We start from the raw sequence: 23,889 nt of genomic DNA, 5'->3' as shown, positions 1-23,889 counted from the left end.
AAGCCGGCATTCGAGGGTGCGGCCGTTGGCGACCGCGCCGACCAAGACAAGCGGCGCGGCGCCGATTTCTTTGTGCCGCAAACCAAACCGTATGTCGACAGCGCCAGAGAGAGTCCTCCTCGTTGGCCGTCCACATGAACTTGGCAGCCGACAGCGATTGCGCCCGTTTCTCCCGAACCGGTTCACGTGCTTGTCAGTTTACGTGCTTGCCAAAGGAAGACCGAGCACCCACGCAGCTTCCACGATCGTGGAGGTGCTGGTGAGAGAAACTCCGACCAGTTCCTCGTATTTGCCGAGACGGTAGCGAAGGGTGTTGGGATGCACGACCAATTTCTGCGCCGCGCGCACGATATTGAGGTCCTCTTGCAGCAGAGCCTTCACGCTGTCTAGCAGCAGCTCACCGAACTCACCGAGATCGAGAGCAGGCTGCACATACTTCGTGCGCAGAAGGCCTGTCACGGCGGGTTCGGCCAAGGTGGCGATACGCCAACTTGCGTCGTCAAGGCTGTAGGTGCCTGGCGGCTGGTTCTGGGCGATTCTCAGAATCAGATCGGCGATTCGTGCCGACTCAGGGAGATCGGCGAGCTCGACACGTGGGCCGACGGCCACGACATGCCTGGGGGGGCGCATATTGGGTGGGTCGACGGTCAGTCCTACCCAACGGCCCTCGAACTCGGCCATCACCGGCGGAGGATCCGTGAGATGTTCCAACGCCGCCCGTACGGTGTCCCCTTCCGCAGTGCCGTGCGGTAGCAGGCAGAACACCGAATATCGCCCGACCGGATCGATGTTCAATGCCGTCGCAGCGGAATGGATTCGCGGGTTGCTCAGGGACCCACCGAGAAGTTCGCGCAGCAGTTCGGCACGTCGCATCGTCTCTCTGACTGCGTCGCGAACGGCATGGTGTCGATACTCCACCGCCGCGATGGCGGTGAACCAGTCCCCGACTTCCCACAGAAGGTTCGATGATTCCAAGATCTCGTCGGCCGGCATCCCAGCCTCGGCTGCCAGTTCGAGGAATCGGTCGTGGATGACCCGCAACGAGAGTCGGTAACCGCGGATGATGTCCTCGATCGGCACTCCTTCCTGAGCGCGCTCCCCTGTGGTCACGGCTGCCTCGTCACGTATCCAGGCGCTGGGCGCCTGCCGGGAGCGCAGCGTGGTAATGGCCCGACGGATATTTCGGCCCACGGACTCTTGGACGTCATCCCGGTTGACTCCGGCGCCGGCGTAGCTGGGCAGTTCCGTGAAGATCGCGTCGGCTGCGCGGCTGCCGAGCGCGGCCCATTCCCGATCCAGACAGTTGGTGACTGACACAATCGGATCGTCAGGGAGTGGGCTCACCGGACCATGCTAATCCTCATCGCATGGCCGTCGTTGTAAGAATATCCAACGAGGTCAACGCAAGGTTGGGTCGAGGGACGTAGACGATCGCCCACCCAGGTGCGATTCTGGATGGCAGTGATGGGCGCCACACGAGCGCCGCTCTTCGATCCCAACCATATTGCTTGATGGAGAAAATACGCATGACTAGGGAACTTCTCAGCGGAAAAAACGCAATCGTGACCGGCGCCGGCGCTGTCGGGGACGGCATCGGCAACGGCCGTGCAGCGGCAATCCGCCTGGCAGACGAAGGCGCACGGGTTGCGCTGTTGGACGTGAACGACTCCGGTGAGCGCACCCGCCAAATGATCGAGGAACGAGGCGGCACATGCGCAGCATTCCAATGCGACGTCACCGACCCCGTTCGCGTCAGCGAAGTCGTCAGTGAGATCGAACGGCGATGGGGTGCAATCGAGATCTTGTTCAACAACGTGGGCATCGCAGGACCGCCCGGCACGGTGGTCGACGTCGATCTCGACGACTGGACCCGCTGCCTCGAGGTCAATCTGACCTCCATGGTCGTGATCTCACGATTCGTGATCCCGTCCATGGAAAGGGCGGGCGGCGGCTCGATCATCAACATGTCATCCCTGGCCGGCCTGCGCGGCGGACATGCCGCGATCGGGTATGCCACCACCAAAGGTGCGGTGGTGAGCATGACTCAGGCCATGGCCAGCCAGCACGGCCGCCAGGGCATCCGCGTCAACGCCGTTGCGCCAGGGCTCGTCTACACACCAATGGTGTCAACGAAGCCGGGAATCGACGACGAGGTTCGCGCTCTCCGCGCTTCCCTCAACGTGCTCGGCACGGAAGGCACCGCATGGGACGTGGCCGAGGCAGTTCTCTACCTCGCCAGCCCAGCTGCGAAATGGGTGACGGGCACAGTCATCCCCGTGGACGCCGGAGCAGCGTCGCACTCCTCGACAATCGAAGTATCAGTCACCGACCGCGGCGCGACCGTTCCCTGAGGTCGGTCCCCCGCGAACGCGACCGCGGGGTGGCGGGCGAGGACGACGGCTGCCGGACAAGTCGATGCTCGTCTCACCTCGAGCCGCGTACCTCGGCACCTGTTCCCGGCGTCCGGCGGAGGCACGGCTCCAGCTGCACCTCTCGCGCAGTTCGGCTCCGGTCGTCCAGGCCCCTGCATCGCGACGACCCTCCGCGCCTTGCCCGAATGACGGATCACCTCGATCGGCAGCGGCCTCTCGCACTGATCGCCGTCGCACGGTGAGGCGGCCGCCCTGCCGAAAGCCACCCCCGTTACGGCGTCCGCCGTGCCGATTCTCGAACCGGTCACCGCAGCCAGAAGCGAGCCGCAGACCTCGCCTTATGACCGACGACACCCGACACGACTCCGCAAACAAAGGAGATGCTCACCCATGACAACTGAGACATTCCAGAGCATCTGGAACTCGACCGTGCACGAACACACCGACAATTCGTTCCTCGTCTTCCGATCCGAGTCGGGTTTGGTCAGCGAGTGGACCTACGGGGAATTCGACACGGTGGTCGCGCGCACCGCCGGCACCCTGCGGGAGGCGGGAGTCGGTCCCGGATCACCGGTCCATGTGGCGCTGCGGAACTGTCCGGCCTTCATCGCTTTGTGGCTCGCCGCGGCCCGCCTGGGCGCCTGGCTGGTCCCGGTCGACCCGGCATCTACGGCCCGAGATCTGGCCAGCCAGATCCGTCGAGTGCGCCCGGTCCTCGGGGTGTGCGCCGCCGATCGAGCCGCCGCGTACAAGGAAGGGGCGGCCGAGTCCGCTCCGGTCGTGATCGAGCTCGCAGAAGACGCTTCCGACATCGCAGTCGAAGGTCCTCTCGCCGCGGGTATCCCTGTCGAGAAACCGGCCCCGGTAACGCAATTCGACCGGCTAGCGGTGATGTTCACCTCCGGCACTACGTCGGAGCCCAAAGGCGTCGTCCTGACCCAGGCGAACTACGCGCATGTCGCCGAGACCATGGCCGAGGTGACACGCCTACAGTCTCGGCACCGCTGGCACGTCACCCTGCCGCTCTTTCACGCCAACGCCCAGTACTACTGCTTCGCCCCCGCAATCGCTGTCGGCGCGAGCGTCGCACTCAGCGCCGCCTTCAGCGCCTCGGGCTGGGTCTCGCATGCCCGCGAGCTCGGCGTCACCCATGCCAGCCTGTTCGCCGCACCGATCCGCATGATCCTCGCGCGTTGCGCACCCGACGAACAACCGCTTAACCTCGAACATGTCTGGTTCGCACAAAGTTTGGGCGCCGAACACTACGAGCAATTCGCTCAGCTAGTCGGAACGCGACCGCGCCAGTTGTACGGGATGACCGAAACGGTCGCGATCGTCTGCGCGGACACCAGCGACCCGCTTCGGCACGACGTGATCGGCACACCGCTGCCGGGCCGACGTGCCCTCGTCTGCGACCACGACGGAAGTGGGACCGCCGCATCGGGTGTACCGGGCGAATTGCGGGTGCTGGGGACTCCCGGTGTCGACCTGTTCGCAGGTTACCTCGACGACGAACAGACCACAGCCAAGGCATTCCGGCAGACCGAGGAAGGCACATGGTTCGCCACTGGTGACCTCGTGTCCGCCGTCGACGGGGTGCTGCGGTTCGTCGGCCGCGTCGACGACGTCATCAAGGTGTCCGGGGAGAACGTCAGCCTGACCGAGGTCGAAGCGGCGGTCGCGCAAGCACCGGGTGTTCTCGAGGTCGCCGTGGTCGCTCAACCCGACCCGATGCGGGATGTCGTCCCCGTTGCCTACGTCGTCGCCCGCGACCCCCATAATCCGCCGCATGCCGATGACCTGACCGAGTGGGCATCACGCAATCTCTCGCCCGCCGCGCGGCCCCGGCAATGGAATCTGATCGACGAACTCCCCCGCACCAGTGTCGGCAAGATACGCCGCTTCCGACTGCCCGCCGACCAGTGAAGAACTCCCAGGTCGCATCCCCCGCGGGTAAGTCCGACGAAAGAAACACATCGATGCCGCAGAACACGAAACCCGGTGCCAATGCCGTGGTCGATCTCGCCCTCCGCTGGTTGCCCTACGGCGGCCCCGAACCTGACGAGATCTTCGTGCAGTTCGGATTCGGCACGTCGACCTTTGCCACCAAGATCGACGAGTTTCTGGCCACGAACATCTCAGCGCTATCGATGCCGGAGCGGAACGCGCTGCGGGAGATGACTGCCACGCTCAAGCGAACCCGGACGAGTAAGCCCCCGAGACTCCCGAACGTCACCGCCTATTGACGAGCCGCAATCCGGCCGGTGCCGGGACAGCGAACCTCCTGAACCACTCCTGAACCGTCGCCATCGTCGAAGTCAATCAACCGGTGGATTCACAAGAAAGGATCTGACCCGAATGTCAGCCAACCCCCAAGCGGCGACCGTCGACCTGAAACGACGGAAACGGGCATTTCGTGGCGCCATCGCCGGCCATCTCATCGAATGGTACGACTACGGCGCCTATGGATTCCTCGCTGTCTACATTGGACAACTGTTCTTTCCTGCCAACGGTGCAGCAACCGAACTCTTGAGCAGTTTCGCGGTCTTCGCGCTGAGCTTCTTCGTGCGACCTCTGGGCGGAGTCTTCTTCGGCCCGATGGCAGACCGTGTGGGACGCAAGCGCACGCTGCTGGCCGTCATGGTGGTGATGACAGGTTCGACCTTCATGATCGGGCTTCTCCCCACGCACGCCAGCATCGGTGTTGTCGCCCCCATTGCGCTGATCCTCGCCAGGTGCGCGCAAGGGTTCTCCGCCGGAGGAGAAATCGGGACCACCACCAGTTTCATCGCCGAATACGCAGGACCCGGCCGACGTGGATACTCCACAAGTTGGTTAATGGTCACCGCCGTTGCAGGCCTGATGCTCGGTGGTGTGGTTGCCAACGGCCTCATCGCCGTGCTCGGCAACGAGAGCATGCTTGCCTGGGGCTGGCGCATCCCCTTCCTCATTGCCGGGCCCCTCGGACTGATCGCTCTCTTCATTCGCCTCAAGCTCGAAGACAGCCCCGAGTTCGAAGCCATCGCGAACGCAGGAACAAAGTCCGATGCGCCACTACGTGAAGCCTTACACTTCAAGCGTCCGATCGTCCTGATCTTCTGCATCATCACGCTGCACGCGTCGGTGTTCTACCTCATCGTCACCTACGCGTCGACCTACATGTCAAAGACCTTGGGATTCGACGACAACGCTCGCTTGGCCCTTGTGTTCGTATCCTGTGTTGTCGCGGCTGTCGTCATGCCTTTCGGCGGTGTCGTCACCGACCGCTACGGCCGCCGGAACTTCCTTCTCGTAACCGGCTTCCTCACGACGGTGTCGGTCATCTGGTTCTTCGAAGCAGGTCCCGGCGCAACGCCCACGAGCTTTGTCGCCCCCCTGGTGATTACCTCGCTGTGTCTCGGCCTCTACGCGTCGTCCACGTACGCCACCATGAGCGACCTGCTTCCGACACGCGTCCGGTCGACGGGAATCGCTCTCGCGTACAACCTCCCGGTTGCCTTGTTCGGTGGCAGCGCACCACTCATCTCCACCTGGTTGGTGGCCCGCACCGGAAACATCGCTTCTCCGTGGTACTTCTATGTGGCGACGTGCTTCTTATCGCTGATCGCGTTGGTTTCGCTACGTACATCCGACTTCGAAGCAGCAGCCGACCTCAATGTTGACGACAGCGTCACAGCAGACGCCACCACACACGACGACAACGACACCGCGCTCCCCTCCAGTCCCGCCCGATAGCACTGCCGCTTGTGGCGCTAGAAGCCGCACCGCCACGGCCACACATGCTGTAGTGCAATAACATTGGCGTGCTACAACTCTGCCTGGTCCAAGTGCCCACCCTCGGTGTAGGTTCCGCCGGGGCGATGTCAGTTATGTGATCCCGACCTGCGGTTTTCCGGAGATGTGTCGGCGACGGATTCCGGCGATCTTTTCGGTTTCGTCGGTCGTCGAAATCTCGTTTCGTGAGGGGATTCGATGTGGCATCCCCTCATCGGACCCGCTGTGGGATTCGTCAGCCCCAGAAGATGTGGATCGGGTCCCGGTCGAGTTCGATCAGCAGGGTCTCGAGGTGCGGCGACGGTGCCAGCCGGTCGTAGGCGTGGAAGCGGAGATTGCGGTCCCGCCAGTACAGGCTCCAGGTCTTCGTGGCCTTGGTGTAGCGTAGCCGTGCGATGGGCAGGCTGGTCCACTCCGGCCCGACGTCATCGCACCAGGGGGCGCGCCGCTCGACGATGGTCAGGTGCCGCGCCGCGACCTCACATTCGAAGCGAACCTCACGCCGGGCGTGCTCGGGAACGCGGACACTGCACCGCCGCTGCACCTGCGCAATATCCAGCTCCGGCAGGCCGGGAACCGCCGGTCCCGGCCGCGGCGGCACATCGCCGGTCCTGTCGCCGACGGCCACCATGGCCGGGGGTGAGCTGTGCGGGTTCTCGACGGCCTCACTGAGTACGGTGAACGCAGCGTCGAGGCGCTGCTGGCGGCGCCGGTTCGGTTCATGGTTGGCGTCGGCGGCCACGTACCCGATCAGCTCCTCGAGGTCCTCGTCGCTCACCGGCACGATTATGTCGTCCCCGTCGACATACGCGCGGAAGACAATGCGTTCGCAGTCGGTGTCCAGCAGCATGATGCCGCGCAGTGTCGCGGCCACCTCGTCGGAGATGCGGCGATGTTGCACCGAGCTGATCCGCCGCCAGTTCGAACGCGAACTGCTGTGATGGAGAGCAGGTCGGCCAGGAGTTGGTCGGCGCGGTTGCGGTGACCGCGGGAGAGCCTGCGGTCACCGAGACCGGTGTGTTGACCGCCGCCGATTCTGAATGGGATTGCGCGTGTGCGCGGTTCGCGGAGTACCGTGACCGACTGCGTTGTCGCAGGAACTCAACCCAGTGAACGAACACGGACCTCACTCTCCCTCAACGACGACGTGCGTTTTCTGGACGTGTGCAGTCGAGTAGTGAACGCGTGCAGTCGTCTTCTGAAACTGACACCGGCACACCCGAGAACGGCGCTCCAGAGCGAACCGGTGTCAGTTTCGGAAGGCGACTGCACGGACTCTTTAGGGTTCGCCGCTCCGTGCAGTGGACTCCTGACACTTTCTGGTCAAGAGGGCTATGCACGAGGACTACAGGCCTCCAGAAGCCAGACCGAAGAGCGACGCTCACCAGATTCGATAGCCGCACATTTCGAGAGTAGGTAGGCGCGGTGCAGCACAGGATCGTGCAGTTCGATCCACCGCAGCGTCGCCTGCTGCCCGGCGGTGACGGTGTCCGGGTTCTTCAGCAACGCCCACCGGCTGCGTTTCACCGTTTGAGCTGGTCCGGCCTTCGGGCGGCGGCGTGGTTTCCAACCGCCGCCGCGGGAGGCGTTCTCGGTGGCCCGGGCCCGGTTCCACGCGGCCCGGCGGACCGCGTCGAGGGCTTCGGTGGCCCAGGCGACCACGTGGAACGGGTCCGCGCAGCGGATCGCATCCGGGCAGTACCGGGCCACCACCGATCCGATCCACCCTGCCGCGTCCGAGGTGACGTGGGTGATTTTCGCGCAGCGTTCGGGCCCGAGCCGGTCGAAGAACCCGGACAGGGTGGCCGCGTCGCGGCCGGGGGCGGCCCACACCAGCCGACCGGAGTCGTGGTCGACGACGACCGTCAGATACTTGTGGCCCTTCTTATAGGAGATCTCGTCGATCCCGATCCGACGCAGCCCGGCCAGCGGGTCCCGGGCGGGTGCGGTGTCGGCCCACACCCGGTCCACGATCGCCCCGACCGTGCGCCAGGCGGTGCGCGTCACCTCGCAGGTCGCGGCCTTCGAGGTGTGCGTGGCCAGCCACGCCACCGTCTGGTCGAACGAGTAGGTGTGCCCGGCGCGGTGCCGGGCCCAGGGCACAGCGGCCACCGTGACCCCGTGTTCGCGGCAGGACACCCGTGGGGCGTCGGCCTCGATAAAGGTGCGGACCAGGCCGCAGTCCGGGCCGCGCCATCGCCGCCGCCCGGTGCCGCCGTCGTAGCCGGGGCTACGGCGACCGCACACCCCGCACCGGGACCGGGCCCGGGCCTGCGGCCGGACCGCGACAATCACCGCCACGGCCGTGGCATCGAAATCGACACCCTCGATCACCGTCTTTTCGACACCCAACACCTGACGCCATATCCTGGCTTCGCGCACGCCGTTCCCCACACATGTAGCTGACTGACCCTAGACAAGCCAGAACGCTACTGGGACAACGGCGTGCGCCCTCACCAGGACCGGAATTCACCCACGATCACAGCAATAGAGCCCCTTTTCTGGCGTCAAAGTCCGATGACGACTCGAAGTGTCGACCACCATGGCCACATCCCGACGCCGGCGGCGACCTCCGCTGACACCCACCCATCTCCACCGCCTCATCGGCTGTGAGGCTTCGCTTAACTGAATCGATTGTGCCACAACCGCTCAACTGACGCATTCGGCTGCACCGCAACGCGAATGGAGTTGATCGACCACTTACCTACCGAACGTTTTCGGGCCGTGCGAGCGGTCTGCGCCGAAGAATGACCAAGGGAGCAAAGCAATGCCATTGAGAAGAACGGTCGTGCTCGGCGTCGTCGCCGCCATCGGTGCCTACTGTTTCTCTTCCCGCTCGTCACCGGAATGATGACCAAGGTCCAGGGCGTGGAACACCTCACCGGTGACCTGCGCGCCAGCTTCGAGCTTCAGGCGTTGGCCCAGACCCGGGCCGACATGGACACGGTGCAGGCGATGTCGGGTCAACTGCAGTCGCAAACCCTGCCCGCACTGCCAAAGCCGAAAGGTTTGAGAAGCTGTGGAGGAGGTCGGCGTCTACTCGGCGTCCAGTTCCCTGCGTAGCGTGTCGAGTTCCTCCTTTATCCGAGGCCGTCCTGTTGTGTCATCGATCCATAGGGCCCCATCACGATCAACTCGGTACGCTCCGGCGAGAGCGAGCACCGCTCGCGCAGTCGGCCTGTCGCGTCGTCCCCGTTCTTTGATCGAAAGATCAAGGCCCGTATCTGGAATACGTTCTGCTGCAGCAGATTCGCTGCGCCGCGGAGTTCGTTCCGGTCGTGGCGGCCGCCAGGTCCGGCCAGTGGAAACTCTCAAACTCGTGGCATTGGGTCCAAGCACTACCCGCCCGCCGACGCACCCCCGGCCAGTACCGACGACATGAACACCTCCGAGATCGCCGGCCAACGTGACGGCCAGCGCTGTTGCGTCTGCATGTCCCGCAACCGCGCAACAAGGTGCATCATGGGCGGCCCCTCGTCGCACAGAAGCCTGATCACGCCCAGACCCGAGCACTGTGCGGCCAGCGGTACCAGAGCTTCCAAGGCCTCCTGCTCATCACCGGCGACGAGAACCGACACGACGTGCAACAGTCGCGCTCGCAGCAGCGCACGGGGACGCTCGTGGGTCGCGATCCGCTCTACCAGGGCAGCTGCCCTCGTACGAGCACGGAATGCGCTCGGCAACGACTTCTCTGCCATTAGGCGCCGGATCGCCGAATCCTCCTCAAGTTCTGCTCTCACCTCGACGATCCCGTCCACCCGATCCGGCACACGTGCGGGAGCGTCCGAGTCGCCCTCGGCCAGGTGCTGCGCGGGAACGGCGGCGGAGAGCCCCCACCTCGTCCGCTCGTTGTCGATACGGGCGGCCAACCTCGGCAGCGCCAGCTCGGCGGCGATCTGCGCACCGTCGTCCAGCCGCTTGGCGGCCGCTGTGATATCTCCCCGGATGGCCTTGATCCGGGATCCGGTGCCGTACGTGACGAGCATGAAATCGACGACACCGCCCTCCGAGCCGAGTTGATAGCTTTCGTCCAGCAGTCGCTCGGCCTCGTCCAGCTGGCCACGCTCGTAGAGCAGATCCCCCAGCATTGTGCTTGCGAGCTTCGTGGAATACGAGAGGTGACCTCCCGCCTCACGCGCGAGACCATAGGCCAACCGAAAATACCGCTCGGCTTCGTCCACGCGCAGCATCTCGTTTGCCGCGATCCCGGAAAAGCAGTGCCCGTACACCACACTGAACGGCCCCGTCGTGCGCGCGTGGAAGGGCGACCCCCATTCCTGCCACCGCTGTGCGGCGTCGAACTCGAAGCGGTGAATCGCCTCGTAGGACGCGACGTTGGACGCAGCGGCGAGGACGAACGGGCGCAGGGTCTTCTGCCGGTCAGTGCAGTCCGACACCAACTCGGTGAGCCCGTCGATGCGGTCCCCGAAGAGGTCCGCGACTCCCCTCACCAGTGCGGCGTCGACCCGCAGGTCGGCCGTAGTGGTGTCGGCAGCGGGTAGGTCGGCGATACTGGCATCTAGAGATCGAAGTGATTCCTCCACGATGGTGTGGTCATGGTGGAGCAGTACGTGCGCCCAGGCGAGGGCGAGCTGCAGGTGTGGGCGATCGGCCGCGAGCGCCCGGGGAACCTTGTCGATCAGACCCAGTACCGACGCGAGCTGCGAATGCTCGATCAGCGCCAGTCCTCGTGCGTCGACGAGGTCGGCCGCGAGTTCCCGGTCCCCGGCGGCCAGTGCCTGACCGACAGCCTCGCTCAGCAGATCGTGCGCGGCGAACCACTGCGACGCCGTGCGGTGCAGTTCGGCGATGCGCGCGGGATGATCGCGCTGCATGCGACGACGCAGGAAATCGGCGAACAAGTGGTGATACCGAAACCACTCTCGCTCGTCGTCGAGTGCACGGAGGAACAGATCGCGTTCCTCGATTTGTTCGAGTAGCGCTTGGCCGTCGTCGACGCGCGCGAGCACGGCCGCGAGATCACCGCAGAGCCGTTCGGTGACCGATGTCGCCAGCATGAAGTCGAGGAGGTCGGGTTCGAGGGCGCTGAGAACGTTCTCGGCGAGGTACTCGCCGATGCCTCGGTGTCGGCCCGACAGGTGGCTGATGAATTCGGCTGGATCGTCGCGCCCTCGCAAAGACAGCGACGCCAACTGTAAGGCCGCGACCCACCCCTCGGTGGAGTCCCTCAGGTCGGAGATGTCGTCCTGTTCAAGGGGCAGTCCACACATATCGACGAGGAACTCTCGGGATTCGTCCAGGTCGAACCGGAGGGCAGCGGCGTCGAGCTCGACGAGTTCATCACGGACCCGCATGCGGCTGAGTGGCAATCCCGACTGACTGCGGCTGGTGACCAGCACCTGCAAATGGTGGCACCCATGATCGAGAAGGAATCCCATCGCGGCGATGGTCGCGGCATCGGTCGCTCGGTGCCAGTCGTCGATGACGACGGTCAGCAGCTCGCCTCGTTCGTGGATCTCGTTGATCAGGGTCGTGAGCACGTACCGGTCGGCCTGGTTGCCGTGTTCCTCGAGAATCTGGCCGAGTTCCGCGGCAAGATCGGGTCGGACGGTGCGGATCGACTCCGTCAGGTGTGCGAGGAACCAGACGACGTTGTTGTCGTCCGAGTCGATGCTCAGCCACGCGACCGCAACACCGGAATTGATCAGGGTGTCGCGCCACTGCGCGGCCAGTGTGCTCTTTCCGAACCCTGCAGGGGCGTGGATCAAGATCAATCGCCGGCGACTGGCGTCACGTAACTGTCCGGCGAGTCTACTGCGTGGCACTAGTGCCCGCGTGGGTGTCGGCGGCCGGTACTTCGTCGACGCGCTCGGCGGTTGCAGCGACGACCCGACGGCGTCAGGCAGCGAAGCGGGGTGTGTCTGAGTTGGCACATAGCTGACTGTGCCGGTGGCACGGTCTTGAATCGATCGAACAGGTGTTCGGTCGGCTTTAGTTGGTATTGCCATCTCGTCGACAACCAGATCGTGACTGCGTTCGATCTCGCGGAATAGATTTCCGAACTCCGCTGCGGTGCATGGACGGGCGCCTGGATCCCGAGCCATCGCGGTCTCGATCGCTGCGCGAACGTCGGCTGGGATGCGGGCGGACGGCAAACGCGGTGCTGGTTCGGCGGTAATGCGCAGGAATTGGGCAACGACCTGTTCACCGGACCGGCGCTCGAAGGCCGCATGCCCGGTGATGAGAGAGAACAGGGTTGCGCCGAGCCCATAGATATCGGATGCGACGCTGGGAGATTCGCCGGAAAGCACTTCCGGGGCCGTGTATGCCGGTGAACCGGTGAGCGCGCCGGAGTCCGTCTCGAAGCCGCCTTCGATACGTGCAATACCAAAGTCGGAGAGCTCCGGCTCCCCGTAGTCGGTCAGCAAGATGTTGGCCGGCTTGACATCGCGATGGAGGATCCCCGCGCGATGTACGGTCTCGAGCGCTCCTGAAAGCTTCACCGCGATGCGGATTGCCAACTCCCACCCCGTCGGTCCGTGGCGCCGGACTGCAGCCTCCAGTGAGTCGCACTGGTGGTATTGCATGACGATGAAGGGAAGGCCACTCCGAGTCGCCCCGATCCGCAGCACATTGACGATGTTTGGGTGCCCCGAGAGCTGCCCCATTGCGCGCTGCTCCCGCAGAAACCGCGCTCGATTTTCCTCGTCGAGCCCCGAACCCAGCACCTTGACGGCGACGACCCGGTCGAGCGATGACTCCCGACATCGGAATACCACCCCGAACCCGCCGTGGCCGATCACCTCCACTTCCCCGAAGCCCTCGGCTTCGAGTTCAGCCTTGATCGTCGGAACCGCACCGCCGATGGGAGCGGAACCATCCGCGCCTACCATCGATCGCTCACCCCTGGGCCTGGGCGGCGGAGGTCGCGTCCTTGGTCCATCCCGCATCACCGATTTCCCAATCGTCTACCAGACGAGCGCCAGTCGACAGGCGGCTGCAAACGTTCGTCGCCCCAAAGCTTACTCGGTTGGGATCCGCGAGTAATCGGTCACGGCACATGGTTCCGCTGTTCCACGGGAGCGAGTCTGTTCGGGCTGCTGATGAGCCGTACGGGGAGCCCGCCACCAGGAGGGAAGATTGAGAGCTGTTGGGCACCGCACCGCGCACCGGGCAGAACAGTACCGCCGAGATCAAGGCCCGCATCGAGGCCAGGTTCCCCGACGACGGACCCCGGCCCACCCGTTGAACCCAACCCACCGTTCGCCCGACACCGACACGGGGCACTCGTGAGGACCTCGAACATGAATACCAACGTGGCACTGCTGATGGGATTGCTCGCAGGAAGCCTCGGCGGCTGCGCGGCCCTGCAGACCTTCCTCGGAGAACCGGCGGCAAACGCCGCACACGGGAGGCTCCCTTCCACCCGAACGGCTAACCACCGCGACGATCACCTGCCACTGCGCGGTCCGGGCGGGTCGACGCACCAGCGGATCGGCTACAGTGTAGCAGCGAGCCAAAGTGCCCGGTCGAATTATTCTGCCACACAAGACTATACGATTCCCGCGCGACACTGTCCGCACTTCTCCCTTCCCCGGCATCGCCCAGGGCCCCGCCCGCGGACGATGAGCCGGGCCGCTCGGGCGTCCCCCGCCCTCCACCCGCCGCCGACATCTGACCTCATTCGACATCCGCGGTTGTTGACGCGGCCGAGGACGTCTCATCGCTCGGCGGTGAACCGACGTTGTGCAGTGCCCGCGATGCCCGATGTCAGTGAGCGTGCCGACCTCAGCCCAGTCTGCCGCGGGCAACCGGAGACGGCGAATCGACTCATCGCGGAGCAAACGCGGCGATATGCGCTTCCGCCCCTTGTGACGAATCGTATTCCGCAGCTTGACATCAGAGCTGTCCCGGGTGCCTGAAACCACGTCGTGATCACCCGCGTCCGTGCGCCTCGGTCTCCGGACCGATGTCGTGTCACACCGAAGCAATGCTGCTGTTGGGCACGGCCGCGAAGGACTGACCGCGGGACTGTCGAGCGCCGCCAATCCGTGGCGCAGGCCCCCGACCAGGCGTTGATCGGCAACATCCTGTCCGACCTTGTATGACGCTCACCCGCGGTTGGCCTGCTTGGTCGGCCGGCCTATTCCCCGGGGCGCATCCTGGAGTGTTCGGGCATGTCGCCTGCGGTCCCGCGCTGCCTCCCATGATCACCACACTCGCCCCCGCCGACGCCCCCAAGACGATCGCGGCGATCGACACCGCCCGCGCTGCAGCCAGGGAGACCGCATCTCTGGGGCCGGCGAACATGCTCCCGACCAGGGCATATGCATGTGTAGAGTCTGTTGCCCCATGGTCACGGTGTTGTTTCGGGATGCTGTCTTCGGTGCATGTGCCCGGGTGAGCGAAGTGTAAGCACACCGTGACAACACGCCATTGAACGGACACATTCCGCCCCTAGGGTTCTGCAAATCTTCAAACCCCCAGGAGCTAAGCCGTGGTAACCATATCTCAGTCACATTCGAACTCATCACATTCCCCGGTATCGGTCGGGCATCGGATCGACAACTGGGACCCCGAGGACGAGGCCGCCTGGGAGGCGGGCGGGGAGAACATTGCCCGCCGGAATCTCGTCGGCTCCATTCTGGCCGAGCACATCGGGTTTTCGGTGTGGTCGGTGTGGTCGGTGATGGTGCTGTTCATGCCCGCGGCGATTTACCACATCGATGCAGCCGGAAAGTTCTTCCTCGTCGCCGTACCCACCCTGGTCGGCGCGGTTCTACGCCTGCCGTACACGTTCGCCACGGCCACGTTCGGTGGCCGCAACTGGACCATCATCAGTGCACTGGCCCTGGCGGTTCCGATGACATTGACGCTGTACTTCATCTCCAGACCCGAGACGTCCTACACCACGTTCATGATCATCGCCGCGTTCGCCGGACTCGGCGGCGGGAACTTCGCGTCCTCGATGACCAACATCAACGCGTTCTACCCGCAACGACTCAAAGGCTGGGCCCTGGGTTTGAACGCGGGCGGCGGGAACATCGGCGTCCCAGCCATCCAGTTGATCGGCCTGCTCGTGATCGCCACCTGGGGCAACCGCAGCCCGCAGATCGTCTGCGCGGTGTACCTGGTATTCATCGGCATCGCCGCCGTCATCGCGGCCCTCTACATGGACAACCTCACCGACCAGAAAACCGGCGCACGATCGTTGATCGATGTGCTCAAGTTCCGCGACTCCTGGATCATCTCGTTCCTCTACATCGGAACATTCGGATCGTTCATCGGATTCAGCTTCGCCTTCGGCCAGATCCTGCAACTCAACTTCCTCGCCGGACTCACCAACGGCGCTCCGGCGACCCCCGCAATGCAGGCCACCGCCGCCCTGCACGCCGCCCAGATCGCCTTCATCGGACCGCTCCTCGGGTCACTGTCCCGCCCACTCGGCGGACGCCTCGCCGACAAGATCGGCGGCGGCAAGATCACCCTCTACAGCTTCGTGGCGATGATGGCAGCCGCCGGTATTCTCGTCGTCGCCGGCACCGTCGACGACTCGACACCCGGGGCAGCGAACACCGCCATCATGACCGCCTACGTCGTCGGATTCATCCTGCTGTTCGTCATCTCGGGAATCGGCAACGGGTCCGTCTACAAAATGATCCCGGCAATCTTCGCAGCGAAAGCCGCATCACTACACCCCCACGACGCACCCACCGCCGCCGCCTGGTCACGCACCATGTCCGGAGCACTGATCGGAATCGCCGGCGCCGTCGGTGCACTCGGCGGAGTTGCAATCAACCTCGTCCTGCGCGCGTCCTACCTCGGGGTACACAAGTCGGCCACCACAGCATTCTGGGTGTTCGCCGCGTTCTACATCATCTGCGCGGCGGTCACATGGACCATGTACCTCCGGCGACCGACCGCATCGACACCCTCACCGGCCGACGCCCTCACGCCTGCACTCTGAACAACAACCTACGGAACCGCAGGAACGTACGGGAATGCCGATCCCATCCGCGGAACCCCGTTCAGCAGAACTCCATCCCCGCCTTGACTGCTGCACCCCCAGCGTGCGGGGTTAACACCCACACGACAGCGATTCAGCGCCTTTCGGCCGCGTCGACCGACGCCGCCGTCATCCGCTGGACAAGTCCAGTACAGCCGGGACCGTTCGGTCCTTGGAACACCTGAGTAAGGAAATCTACGAGCATGAGAATGTCCAAACTGATGGCCGTCGCTGCCATGACCATCGCGTCGATGGGTATCGTCGCCGGCACCGCCCACGCGGAACCCGCACCGGTCCCGGCCGCCGGGGTCGGGTGGAACCTCACCCGCAACGGTGATCAGGTCATCGTCAACACCACGGCCGGGTCACTGAGCAACGAGAACAACCACCTGATCGTCCGCGACGCCTCTGGTGCCACACTCGAGTCGGTGCCACTATCGATCGCCGTCGACGGCTTCGCGCACCCAGTCGCCGCACAGATCAACGGCCGCACCGCAACCCTGACCACCGACACCAGCCCGGCCGCCGCAACCCCGGTCACCCTGCCGCTCCGGCAGGTCGACCTGCCCGCCGCAACCGCCGGAGTCAAGGACAACATCACCCTCACGGCAGCCGTCGGCGGCTTCCTCGGCGCGGCAACCGGTTTGGTCGGCGGCTGCCTCCTCGGAGCAGTAGCCGGGGCCGTGATCTCCGCACCGGCAGCACTGCTGTTCGGCGCGGGCCCGTTGGCCGGATGCATCGGCGGCGCACTACTGGTCGGCGCGGGCGCCTCCCTCGCCGGCACCGCGATCGGCGGCCTCGGAGCCATGGCGGCCAACGCTGATCCGTTCATCACGCTACTGAACGCACCCCCGTCCCCGAAGAAGTAACACGGCCCGCAGTGCCATCGACTCGATAAGCTCCTGTGAGTGCGGCCCGCGCTGGCGGGCCGCACCGCGGACGCTTGGGTCGCAGATGCCGATTCGTATCGGCGCAGTATTTCGGGCGAATGAACACCACTGGAGCAGCCGTCGCACACACTGCGCAGCCGGTGCACTACTGAATAGGGCAAGACGTCGACGTATGTGCGAGCATCTCGAGTGCCGGTGCCGACACGGCGTCGCCGGCCTCCCAATGGGGCCGGACGGAGAGGGAGGAGGGCCGACCGGATCGAGAGAAGCTGACCGGCACACGACGCTCACGGCCATGAACAGCTACGAACCGATCGACGACCACAACCCGCACGCACCGCCGGTGGCGTGCTGGTTCTGCTATCCGTCGCCGGCCAGGACACAACTTCCTGCAACAACCGCCGCCTGTTCCCGAGGCCGACGCCGAGCCGCTCGCCGCGGTTGGGGACCTGGGCCAGCTACTACATAGATCGAAGAAAAGTCAGACCCTGTTCTTTACTAGGCCAGTAGCCCCCAAACGGACCCATATCATCTGGCTGGGAAACATGACATCTCTCCTATTACACCGGACACGACAACGTCGGCTGGACCAGGCTGCGGCTCCGTCCGCGTCCTCGCGGACCTCATCGACGAACACGGACCCGGCATCTACCCCACCCCAGCTCCCCAATCATCCACACCCGTCGCTGATTCAGCCAAGCCCGCCGTCACCACACCAGTGCGGCGGACTTTTCCGCTACACAAGGCGGCATCGACGTTAAGATCTATTGAGCTTGGCGGTTAGTCAAACAGACGGGGAGGACGACAGGGTGGTCCGTGATCAACTCCGCATCGGTGTGCCGAAGAAGGTTGCCGAGGACCTCTATGAGCTTGGATTCGATCAACCTGTCGAGACCTCACGTGACACGGAGCACACCCTGGAGACGATTCGTGTCTACGTGGAAGTCTCCGGTGCCGTGATCTCTTCACTGGATAGCTTTTCCACCGTACTGGTCAACCTCGGCGAATTGCCCGATCTGTGTAGCGCGATCGCGGGCTGGGTCAAGCGGGAAGGTGAGATCGCACAGGGCGGCTCGGAATCTCCGGAATCCAACCAGAAAGGACTGCATTTCAGTGTGACGCTGTCGAAGCCCTCCGCGACGAGCGAGTCCGGTCGGGTGAAGTTTGACGATGTCACGTCAACTACGGAGCACGAGTTCGTCACTCATTTGCTTGGCGCGTTCCGCAAGCATGTTGCCGAGGCTCGCTAGAACGGGACGCGCGTCGCCACGAGAACGCTTTCGAAGCATGGCGATGCGTACCCCGTCCACACAGCGAAACACTCGTACAGTCGGGGAATGCTGCATCCCAGCCGGATCTGTGAACGCACCGGATTCGGGTTGCTCTAAAGTCTGTCCGCCAACCTTCTGGCAGCGAGCTGAACGGCTTCCCACACCGTTGCAAAGGGGGGCGCGTACGACAGATCCATGGCGGCGAGGTCGTCGACAGTCATCTGCCCCCATAGTGCTGCGGCCGCAGTGTCAATTCGCTTCGCAGAATTTCGGCCTCCGACGATCTGAACACCAAGAAGTCGTCTACTCCTCCGGTCTGCGATGATCTTGGTAGCGATCGGTGACCGCTCCGGCATGTACCCGCTGGCGGTTCCCCCCACTGTGACCAGCGATTCTGGGCTGAATCCGGCGTCAATTGCAGCGTCGGTCGAGAGCCCGGCCCGTCCCACTTCCACGTGCACATTTGGATTGGTGAATCTGGTTATGGCTGTCGCCAGCACACCAGCAAATTGCTGTTTTCCGCCGACGACGTTGTATCCGCAGATCCTGCCTTGCTTGTTCGCATGCGTGCCTAGAGGAGCGAATGTACGGGTACCCGTGATCCTGTCGATGACCTCGCAGCAATCTCCCGCAGCCCAGACGTTTTCAGCCACTAATTGGTTCTCATTTGGCAGGTATCCGCCAAAGTCGCCAACCGGGAGGCCGGCGGCGACGCCCAGCTCAGTGGCGGGCCTGACACCGAGCCCGAGTACAACGACATCCGCGGGGTACGTTTCACCGTTGCTTGCTGTCAGTGAACGAACTCTTCCATCAACGATGTCGATGCCCTCGACTACGCACTGCGGGACAACGTGAACTCCGCCCTCGGCGAGGCCGCTGTGGACGCGGGCGCTCATGTCCTCGTCGAGGTTGCTCATCACCGAACTGCGGGTGATCAGCGTAGTCTCGAATCCGCGATCGACCATCGCTTCTGCCATCTCGACACCGATGTAGCCGGCACCAACAACTACCGCGCGCCGAATGGCTTCGGTTGCTTCGGAGTCTGACGATTGTTCTGGCAGTACAAGACTGAGCCATCTACGTGCATCGTCGAGGTTCTTCACAGGGAGAATTCCCGGTGTCAGATGTCCGTTGCCGTCAACCGCCCATGGTGGAATGACGGGGTGCGCTCCAGTTGCGAGCACGAGCTTGTCGAAGTCTACCGTTTCGGATACGCCGACGCTATTTCCGTATGTGACGGTGCGCGTTTCGAGGTTGATATCGGTCACCAACGCATCGAGGCGAAGATCGACGCCCATTTCTCGATGGCGGTCGGGAGTGCGGGCGATCAGTTCGTCTTCGTGGGCTACCGTTCCCGAGATCAGATACGGCATTCCGCATGCTGAGTAGGAGGTGTCGCGGGTTCTTTCCAACACGACAACCTCGATCGTGCGACCATCGGCGCGCGCCGAACGTAGCGCTTGGTGCGCGGCACTCATACCAGCGGCGTCAGCACCGACAACGACTACGCGTTCGGTGTGTTCTTGGGTGGTCATCAGCGGACCTCTGCATTCGCACAGAGCTCTGCCACCCACGATATGGTACTGGTTGCGAGATGTGTTCCGCTGAGTGCGTCGATTTCGCGAATTCCCGTGGGGCTGGTTACATTCACTTCGGTGAGCCTATCTCCGATGATGTCGATTCCGACGAAATGGAGCCCGCGTTTGACGAGCTCCGGACCGATGGTTTTGCAGATCCTGCGATCGTTCTCTGTGACTGTGTCGATTTCCACGCTCGCGCCCGTTGCCATGTTGCAGCGGAATTCGTCGCCCTCTGCGATGCGCCGGACAGCACCGACTGGGGTTCCACCGAGAACGATGACGCGTCGGTCCCCAGCCGTGACCGCGGGGATGAATTGCTGGACAACGACGTGTGTGGTTCCACGCTCGGTAGCGGTATCGAGGATCGAGTGCAGATTGGGGTCGCCAGGGCTGAGCAGCATGATCCCGCGTCCGGCCATCCCGTCCGTTGGTTTGAGAACGGCCCTCCCCCAAGACTGGACCGCGTCGATGATCTCGGTTTGATCTGCGGAGATGAGCGTCGGCGGGCCGAGTTCTGGAAAGCGAAGAGCAAAAAGCTTCTCGTTTGCGTCCCGCAGACCGCTAGGTGAGTTCAGCATGAGCGTACGCGCGGGATCGACCAGGTCGAGGATATATGTCGCCCGCAGGTAGTCGGGATTCACCGGAGGGTCGGTCCTCATGAATACCGCTGCCGCAGTGTCGAGAAAGATCTGCTCGGATTCGGTCGCGACGAACCAATTCTTTCCGACGACCCACTTGCCGTCGATAAGCACTGCAGGCTGCAGCGTGACGTCGCGGGTCTGCGCCGTTGCCCGCCCAGCTGTCACGCCCAATTCGGCGATGGTGGTCACCAGGACGCGATGTCCCAGCGCCTGAGCTGCTTCCATCAGTGCCACTGTGGTGTCGTGGGCGGGGGCCAGCTCACTGAGCGGATCGGTAATGAACACGAACGTGAACCGTGAACTGACCGTATCGGTAGTCGCTCTTGAAGGGATGACTTGTTGCCTCATGGGTCCGTCCTATTTTGGGCGCGTCGGCGGCTGTGCGTACGATCGTTCGATGCACGGGTGTGGGGAGCTGTCGGCCCGCGCTAGGTAAGACGCGCTCGTTACTGGAATGTTGCGACGAGCCGACCTCTCCATTCGTGCATGTCAGCGCTTAACCCGGAGCACCCTGAAATTGGTGTATTCGAGGATCCCGTGGACGGACTGTTCAACACCCAATCCGGACTGCTTGATTCCGCCGAAGGGGACATCTGATGTCAGCACTGGATGCTGATTAACCCACGCAGTTCCGGCTTCCAGGCGATTCGCTACTTGCACTGCGCGTTGTTCGTCCGTGGACCACACCGAGGCGCCGAGACCGAGATCCGAATTGTTGGCGCGCTCGACGACGTCGTCGATGTCGGTATAGGTCAGGATCGGCAGAACCGGTCCGAACTGCTCTTCCCTGACCAGTGGAGTCGTGTCGTCGACACCGCGAACAAGAGTAACGGGATGGAAGTATCCTGGCCCGTCCGGGATTTCGCCACGGAAGTAAACATCGGCGCCGCGTTGCACCGCATCGTCGACATAGCCTCGGACCTTTTCCAGCTGCGCCAGGTTCTGGATTGGTCCCATGTCTACGCCCTCGTCAAGTCCGTTGCCGACGACGATCGTCGTGGCCACTTCAGCGAGAGCCTCCTCGATCGCGGGCGCGAGGTGGGCAGGGACGTACAGGCGTTTGAGACCGGCGCAGACGGCACCACAGTTGGACAGCGCCGCCCAATAGAGGTCGTCTGCAATGGCCGCAACGTCCACGTCGTCGAGAACGATACCCGCGTCGTTGCCTCCCAATTCCAGGGTCAGCCTCTTCAACGTCGGACCCGCGCCGGACATGATCGATTTGCCTGCCCGCTCCGAGCCAGTGAAGGTGATCTTGTTGATCCCCGGATGGGCGGTCATTGCGCGCCCCAGGTCGTCCCCACCACTCAGAATTTGGAGAACACCGGCGGGAAGCGCCTGTTGGAGTAGTTCACCGAGACGGAGGGTGGCCACCGGGGTCAGTGGGGATGGCTTGAGGATGATGGTGTTTCCGGTGACCAGCGCCGGCCCGATCTTCCACAACGCCAGTAACAATGGGTAGTTCCAGGCGGTGATCGCACCGACTACACCGACTGGCTCGCGATGGATCTCGATGTACTCGTCGTCGTTGTCCCGAAAGATCTCGACCGGGATGTCGGTACTTGCGTACCGAGTGAGGCCTCGAAGTCCGGAATCAATCTCGCCGGCAGCCTTGGCTAAGGGCTTGCCCTGTTCCAGCGTCACCAGCATGGCGAGTTCGTCGATATTCGTGCGAACTAGCTCGACAACGTTCCGAACGATTTCCTGTCGCGCTGCTATGCCCATGTCACGCCAGCTGGGGGCTGCCCGTCTTGCGGCATCCACAGCAGCGTCAAGATGCTCGGCGCCAGCGTCGGGGACTTCAGCGAAGACTTCGCCGGTCGCGGGGTTGATCACCCTGTTGACGGCCGAGGTTGTCACGATCTGTCCATCGATGGTGAGACCGGGTGCTTTGTCGGCCACCAGGGCTGGGGAGTTGCTCATGCCGGGGATCCTTCGGGTCGGAACAGACGTTGGAACTGTTCTGCGTTGTAGATGTTCTTTCGCGCCGCTTCTTCGCGCGGGTCGGAGATCTTCACCTTCGCGGCCGGGCGCGCTGCGATTCGGTCCGACCACGCCTTCATATTCGGATAGTCCGAGACCGTAATTCCGTGCCCACCGGCAACTCTGGTCCAGGTGTAGGTTGAGATGTCGGCTATCGAGTACTCGCCGGCCAGATAGTCGCGATCACGGAGCCGGTCGTCGAGAACCTTGTACAGGCGTGCTACCTCACCGACGTATCGGCTGCGGGCGTAGGGGTTATCGATCCCCTGTTTGGGTGCGTGGGAGACGAAGTGGGCGGCCTGTCCTGCCATCGGGCCATGGTTCGCCACCTGCCAGAACAGCCAGCAGAGCGCCTCCTGGCGGCCGCGGGGATCTGTGGGCAGCAATCGTCCGGTCTTTTCGGCAAGATACTGCAGAATGGCCCCCGTCTCGAAGATCGCGATTGGCTCGCCTCCGGGGCCATCGTGATCGACGATCGCCGGGACCTTGCCGTTCGGATTGATTTCGAGATACTCGGGGGCGAATTGATCCCCTTCCTTGATGTCGGTCCAGATGATCTGGTATTCGAGCGAAAGCTCTTCGAGTGCAATGAGCACTTTTCGCACGTTCGGGCTTGTGTAGTAGTAGAGGTCAATCATCGACGATGCTCCAAGAAGGTCGGTTACCGGCGGGTCAGATGTCGTACTGCTTGCGGATGCGTTCCAGGTACGCCATCAGGTTCGGTTTGGTCTGGACGTACCCGGCGCCCAGCCAGTCCTGTGGTTGGTCGGCGATGTGCCGGAGGATCGAGTACACAGTTGCGTCGATGGAACGCAGTTCGCTTCCGAGGAAGTACTCGCTGTCTCCGAGGAAATCCGAGAGAGCATCGACATCTGCACGGAAGAAGTCGACGACTACTTCAGCCTTCCGTCGTCCCATTCCCTGGCCATTGAAGCCCTCGACGACCCGGACACGGAATGCGTCCAGGAATGCCCGCAGCTCCGGGGTCACTTCGCCGCCGCCGACGATGCAGGGGATGTACGTCTCCCAGCCCGAATCTTCGCGGTAGCGCGGCTGGATGATTCCGCTCCAGTAGAGGTGCTCTTCGACCAACCGGCTGAACGACAGGGACAACGCCCGGTCTTTGGCAGACAGGTCAGCGTCAAGCTTGTCGCCGAACTTGTCCTTCAGGTAGGCAAGGATCGTGTTGGAGTCGCCGACCTTGGTTCCGTCCTCGTCGACGATGTACGGAAGTTTGCCGTGGGGCGAGTCCTGGTCGAGCGTTGCCAGGTCCTGCGTCTTGTGCTCGAACTCGACACCCGTGAACGTCATGTAGTTGACAATCTTGGTGACGTAGGGGCTGATGTCCGGAACACCGAAGGCTGGTGTGTATCCGTAGATGGTGATCATTGCGACTTTGGATTCCTAGTCT

The 23,889-nt window shown here is 63.5% G+C and carries 16 protein-coding genes and 1 pseudogene; 8 read left to right on the top strand and 9 right to left on the bottom strand.

The annotated features are described in order from the left end of the window. Nucleotides 1-198: 198 nt before the first annotated feature. Complete coding sequence (locus JVH1_RS41715) at nucleotides 199-1,317, bottom strand: CdaR family transcriptional regulator (RefSeq protein ID WP_009476160.1); 1,119 nt, start codon at nucleotides 1,315-1,317, stop codon at nucleotides 199-201. A gap of 209 nt (nucleotides 1,318-1,526) precedes the next feature. On the opposite strand from JVH1_RS41715, the gene JVH1_RS41710 reads away from it, so the two are divergent. The 4 genes from JVH1_RS41710 (at nucleotide 1,527) to JVH1_RS41695 (ending at nucleotide 6,107) form a co-directional block, all read left to right on the top strand. After that, the gene (locus tag JVH1_RS41710) at nucleotides 1,527-2,351 is read left to right on the top strand and encodes an SDR family NAD(P)-dependent oxidoreductase (RefSeq protein WP_009476161.1); all 825 of its coding nucleotides are present in this window, start codon (nucleotides 1,527-1,529) and stop codon (nucleotides 2,349-2,351) included. 411 nt (nucleotides 2,352-2,762) lie between these two features. Continuing rightward, the gene (locus JVH1_RS41705) at nucleotides 2,763-4,298 is read left to right on the top strand and encodes a class I adenylate-forming enzyme family protein (protein WP_009476162.1); all 1,536 of its coding nucleotides are present in this window, start codon (nucleotides 2,763-2,765) and stop codon (nucleotides 4,296-4,298) included. A gap of 53 nt (nucleotides 4,299-4,351) precedes the next feature. Then, nucleotides 4,352-4,618, top strand: coding sequence for a hypothetical protein (locus tag JVH1_RS41700; protein ID WP_043779864.1), 267 nt, complete (start codon nucleotides 4,352-4,354; stop codon nucleotides 4,616-4,618). Nucleotides 4,619-4,730: 112 nt separating this feature from the next. Continuing rightward, nucleotides 4,731-6,107 (top strand): MFS transporter, encoded by a 1,377-nt coding sequence (locus JVH1_RS41695; RefSeq protein ID WP_009476164.1) that lies wholly within the window; start codon nucleotides 4,731-4,733, stop codon nucleotides 6,105-6,107. A gap of 274 nt (nucleotides 6,108-6,381) precedes the next feature. On the opposite strand, the gene JVH1_RS41690 is transcribed toward JVH1_RS41695, so the two are convergent. Both JVH1_RS41690 and JVH1_RS41685 read right to left on the bottom strand, forming a co-directional pair. Further along, nucleotides 6,382-7,047 carry a DUF3024 domain-containing protein gene (locus JVH1_RS41690; RefSeq protein ID WP_009476166.1) on the bottom strand — a complete coding sequence of 222 codons (666 nt, stop codon included), beginning with the start codon at nucleotides 7,045-7,047 and terminating at the stop codon, nucleotides 6,382-6,384. A 503-nt stretch (nucleotides 7,048-7,550) separates the two neighbouring features. After that, nucleotides 7,551-8,528: pseudogene (locus JVH1_RS41685) on the bottom strand (ISL3 family transposase); the annotation flags it as partial. A gap of 465 nt (nucleotides 8,529-8,993) precedes the next feature. Here JVH1_RS41685 and JVH1_RS41680 point away from each other — a divergent pair. Next, the gene (locus JVH1_RS41680; RefSeq protein WP_043779867.1) at nucleotides 8,994-9,209 is read left to right on the top strand and encodes a hypothetical protein; all 216 of its coding nucleotides are present in this window, start codon (nucleotides 8,994-8,996) and stop codon (nucleotides 9,207-9,209) included. Nucleotides 9,210-9,484: 275 nt separating this feature from the next. On the opposite strand, the gene JVH1_RS41675 is transcribed toward JVH1_RS41680, so the two are convergent. Continuing rightward, entirely contained in the window at nucleotides 9,485-13,000 is a 3,516-nt protein-coding gene (locus tag JVH1_RS41675) for a serine/threonine-protein kinase (RefSeq protein ID WP_009476169.1), read from the bottom strand. Between the two features lie 1,604 nt (nucleotides 13,001-14,604). On the opposite strand from JVH1_RS41675, the gene JVH1_RS41670 reads away from it, so the two are divergent. The 3 genes from JVH1_RS41670 to JVH1_RS41660 all read left to right on the top strand — a co-directional run bounded on the left by JVH1_RS41670 (nucleotide 14,605) and on the right by JVH1_RS41660 (nucleotide 18,253). Continuing rightward, nucleotides 14,605-16,074 (top strand): NarK/NasA family nitrate transporter, encoded by a 1,470-nt coding sequence (locus tag JVH1_RS41670; RefSeq protein ID WP_009476172.1) that lies wholly within the window; start codon nucleotides 14,605-14,607, stop codon nucleotides 16,072-16,074. Nucleotides 16,075-16,316: 242 nt separating this feature from the next. Further along, nucleotides 16,317-16,982 (top strand): hypothetical protein, encoded by a 666-nt coding sequence (locus JVH1_RS41665; RefSeq protein ID WP_009476174.1) that lies wholly within the window; start codon nucleotides 16,317-16,319, stop codon nucleotides 16,980-16,982. Between the two features lie 830 nt (nucleotides 16,983-17,812). Beyond that, the gene (locus JVH1_RS41660; RefSeq protein WP_009476175.1) at nucleotides 17,813-18,253 is read left to right on the top strand and encodes a hypothetical protein; all 441 of its coding nucleotides are present in this window, start codon (nucleotides 17,813-17,815) and stop codon (nucleotides 18,251-18,253) included. Between the two features lie 134 nt (nucleotides 18,254-18,387). Here JVH1_RS41660 and JVH1_RS41655 read toward each other — a convergent pair whose 3' ends face one another. From JVH1_RS41655 to JVH1_RS41635, 5 genes are all read right to left on the bottom strand, one after another. Continuing rightward, nucleotides 18,388-19,809 (bottom strand): FAD-dependent oxidoreductase, encoded by a 1,422-nt coding sequence (locus JVH1_RS41655; protein WP_009476177.1) that lies wholly within the window; start codon nucleotides 19,807-19,809, stop codon nucleotides 18,388-18,390. Then, the gene (gene gshB, locus JVH1_RS41650; protein WP_237735197.1) at nucleotides 19,809-20,843 is read right to left on the bottom strand and encodes a glutathione synthase; all 1,035 of its coding nucleotides are present in this window, start codon (nucleotides 20,841-20,843) and stop codon (nucleotides 19,809-19,811) included. Before gshB ends, JVH1_RS41655 begins: the two co-directional genes overlap by 1 nt. A gap of 141 nt (nucleotides 20,844-20,984) precedes the next feature. Next, nucleotides 20,985-22,418, bottom strand: coding sequence for a non-phosphorylative glyceraldehyde 3-phosphate dehydrogenase TadD (gene tadD, locus JVH1_RS41645; protein WP_009476179.1), 1,434 nt, complete (start codon nucleotides 22,416-22,418; stop codon nucleotides 20,985-20,987). Next, nucleotides 22,415-23,116 carry a glutathione S-transferase family protein gene (locus JVH1_RS41640; RefSeq protein ID WP_009476180.1) on the bottom strand — a complete coding sequence of 234 codons (702 nt, stop codon included), beginning with the start codon at nucleotides 23,114-23,116 and terminating at the stop codon, nucleotides 22,415-22,417. Before JVH1_RS41640 ends, tadD begins: the two co-directional genes overlap by 4 nt. A gap of 34 nt (nucleotides 23,117-23,150) precedes the next feature. After that, nucleotides 23,151-23,867 carry a glutathione S-transferase C-terminal domain-containing protein gene (locus tag JVH1_RS41635; RefSeq protein ID WP_009476181.1) on the bottom strand — a complete coding sequence of 239 codons (717 nt, stop codon included), beginning with the start codon at nucleotides 23,865-23,867 and terminating at the stop codon, nucleotides 23,151-23,153. Nucleotides 23,868-23,889 lie beyond the last annotated feature (22 nt).

Source organism: Rhodococcus sp. JVH1 (assembly GCF_000280725.2).
Lineage (GTDB): Bacteria > Actinomycetota > Actinomycetes > Mycobacteriales > Mycobacteriaceae > Rhodococcus_F > Rhodococcus_F jostii_A.
The sequence above is the reverse complement of the archived record's forward strand: the minus strand, read 5'-3'. Positions and strand labels throughout refer to the sequence as shown.

Excerpts from the sequence above, each read along its gene's own strand:
- JVH1_RS41710 (WP_009476161.1), top strand. The coding sequence starts at position 1,527 with ATGACTAGGGAACTTCTCAGCGGAAAAAACGCAATCGTGACCGGCGCC.
- JVH1_RS41705 (WP_009476162.1), top strand. The coding sequence starts at position 2,763 with ATGACAACTGAGACATTCCAGAGCATCTGGAACTCGACCGTGCACGAA.
- JVH1_RS41700 (WP_043779864.1), top strand. The coding sequence starts at position 4,352 with ATGCCGCAGAACACGAAACCCGGTGCCAATGCCGTGGTCGATCTCGCC.
- JVH1_RS41695 (WP_009476164.1), top strand. The coding sequence starts at position 4,731 with ATGTCAGCCAACCCCCAAGCGGCGACCGTCGACCTGAAACGACGGAAA.
- JVH1_RS41680 (WP_043779867.1), top strand. The coding sequence starts at position 8,994 with ATGATGACCAAGGTCCAGGGCGTGGAACACCTCACCGGTGACCTGCGC.
- JVH1_RS41675 (WP_009476169.1), bottom strand. The coding sequence starts at position 13,000 with ATGGTAGGCGCGGATGGTTCCGCTCCCATCGGCGGTGCGGTTCCGACG.
- JVH1_RS41665 (WP_009476174.1), top strand. The coding sequence starts at position 16,317 with ATGAGAATGTCCAAACTGATGGCCGTCGCTGCCATGACCATCGCGTCG.
- JVH1_RS41655 (WP_009476177.1), bottom strand. The coding sequence starts at position 19,809 with ATGACCACCCAAGAACACACCGAACGCGTAGTCGTTGTCGGTGCTGAC.
- gshB (WP_237735197.1), bottom strand. The coding sequence starts at position 20,843 with ATGAGGCAACAAGTCATCCCTTCAAGAGCGACTACCGATACGGTCAGT.
- tadD (WP_009476179.1), bottom strand. The coding sequence starts at position 22,418 with ATGAGCAACTCCCCAGCCCTGGTGGCCGACAAAGCACCCGGTCTCACC.
- JVH1_RS41640 (WP_009476180.1), bottom strand. The coding sequence starts at position 23,116 with ATGATTGACCTCTACTACTACACAAGCCCGAACGTGCGAAAAGTGCTC.
- JVH1_RS41635 (WP_009476181.1), bottom strand. The coding sequence starts at position 23,867 with ATGATCACCATCTACGGATACACACCAGCCTTCGGTGTTCCGGACATC.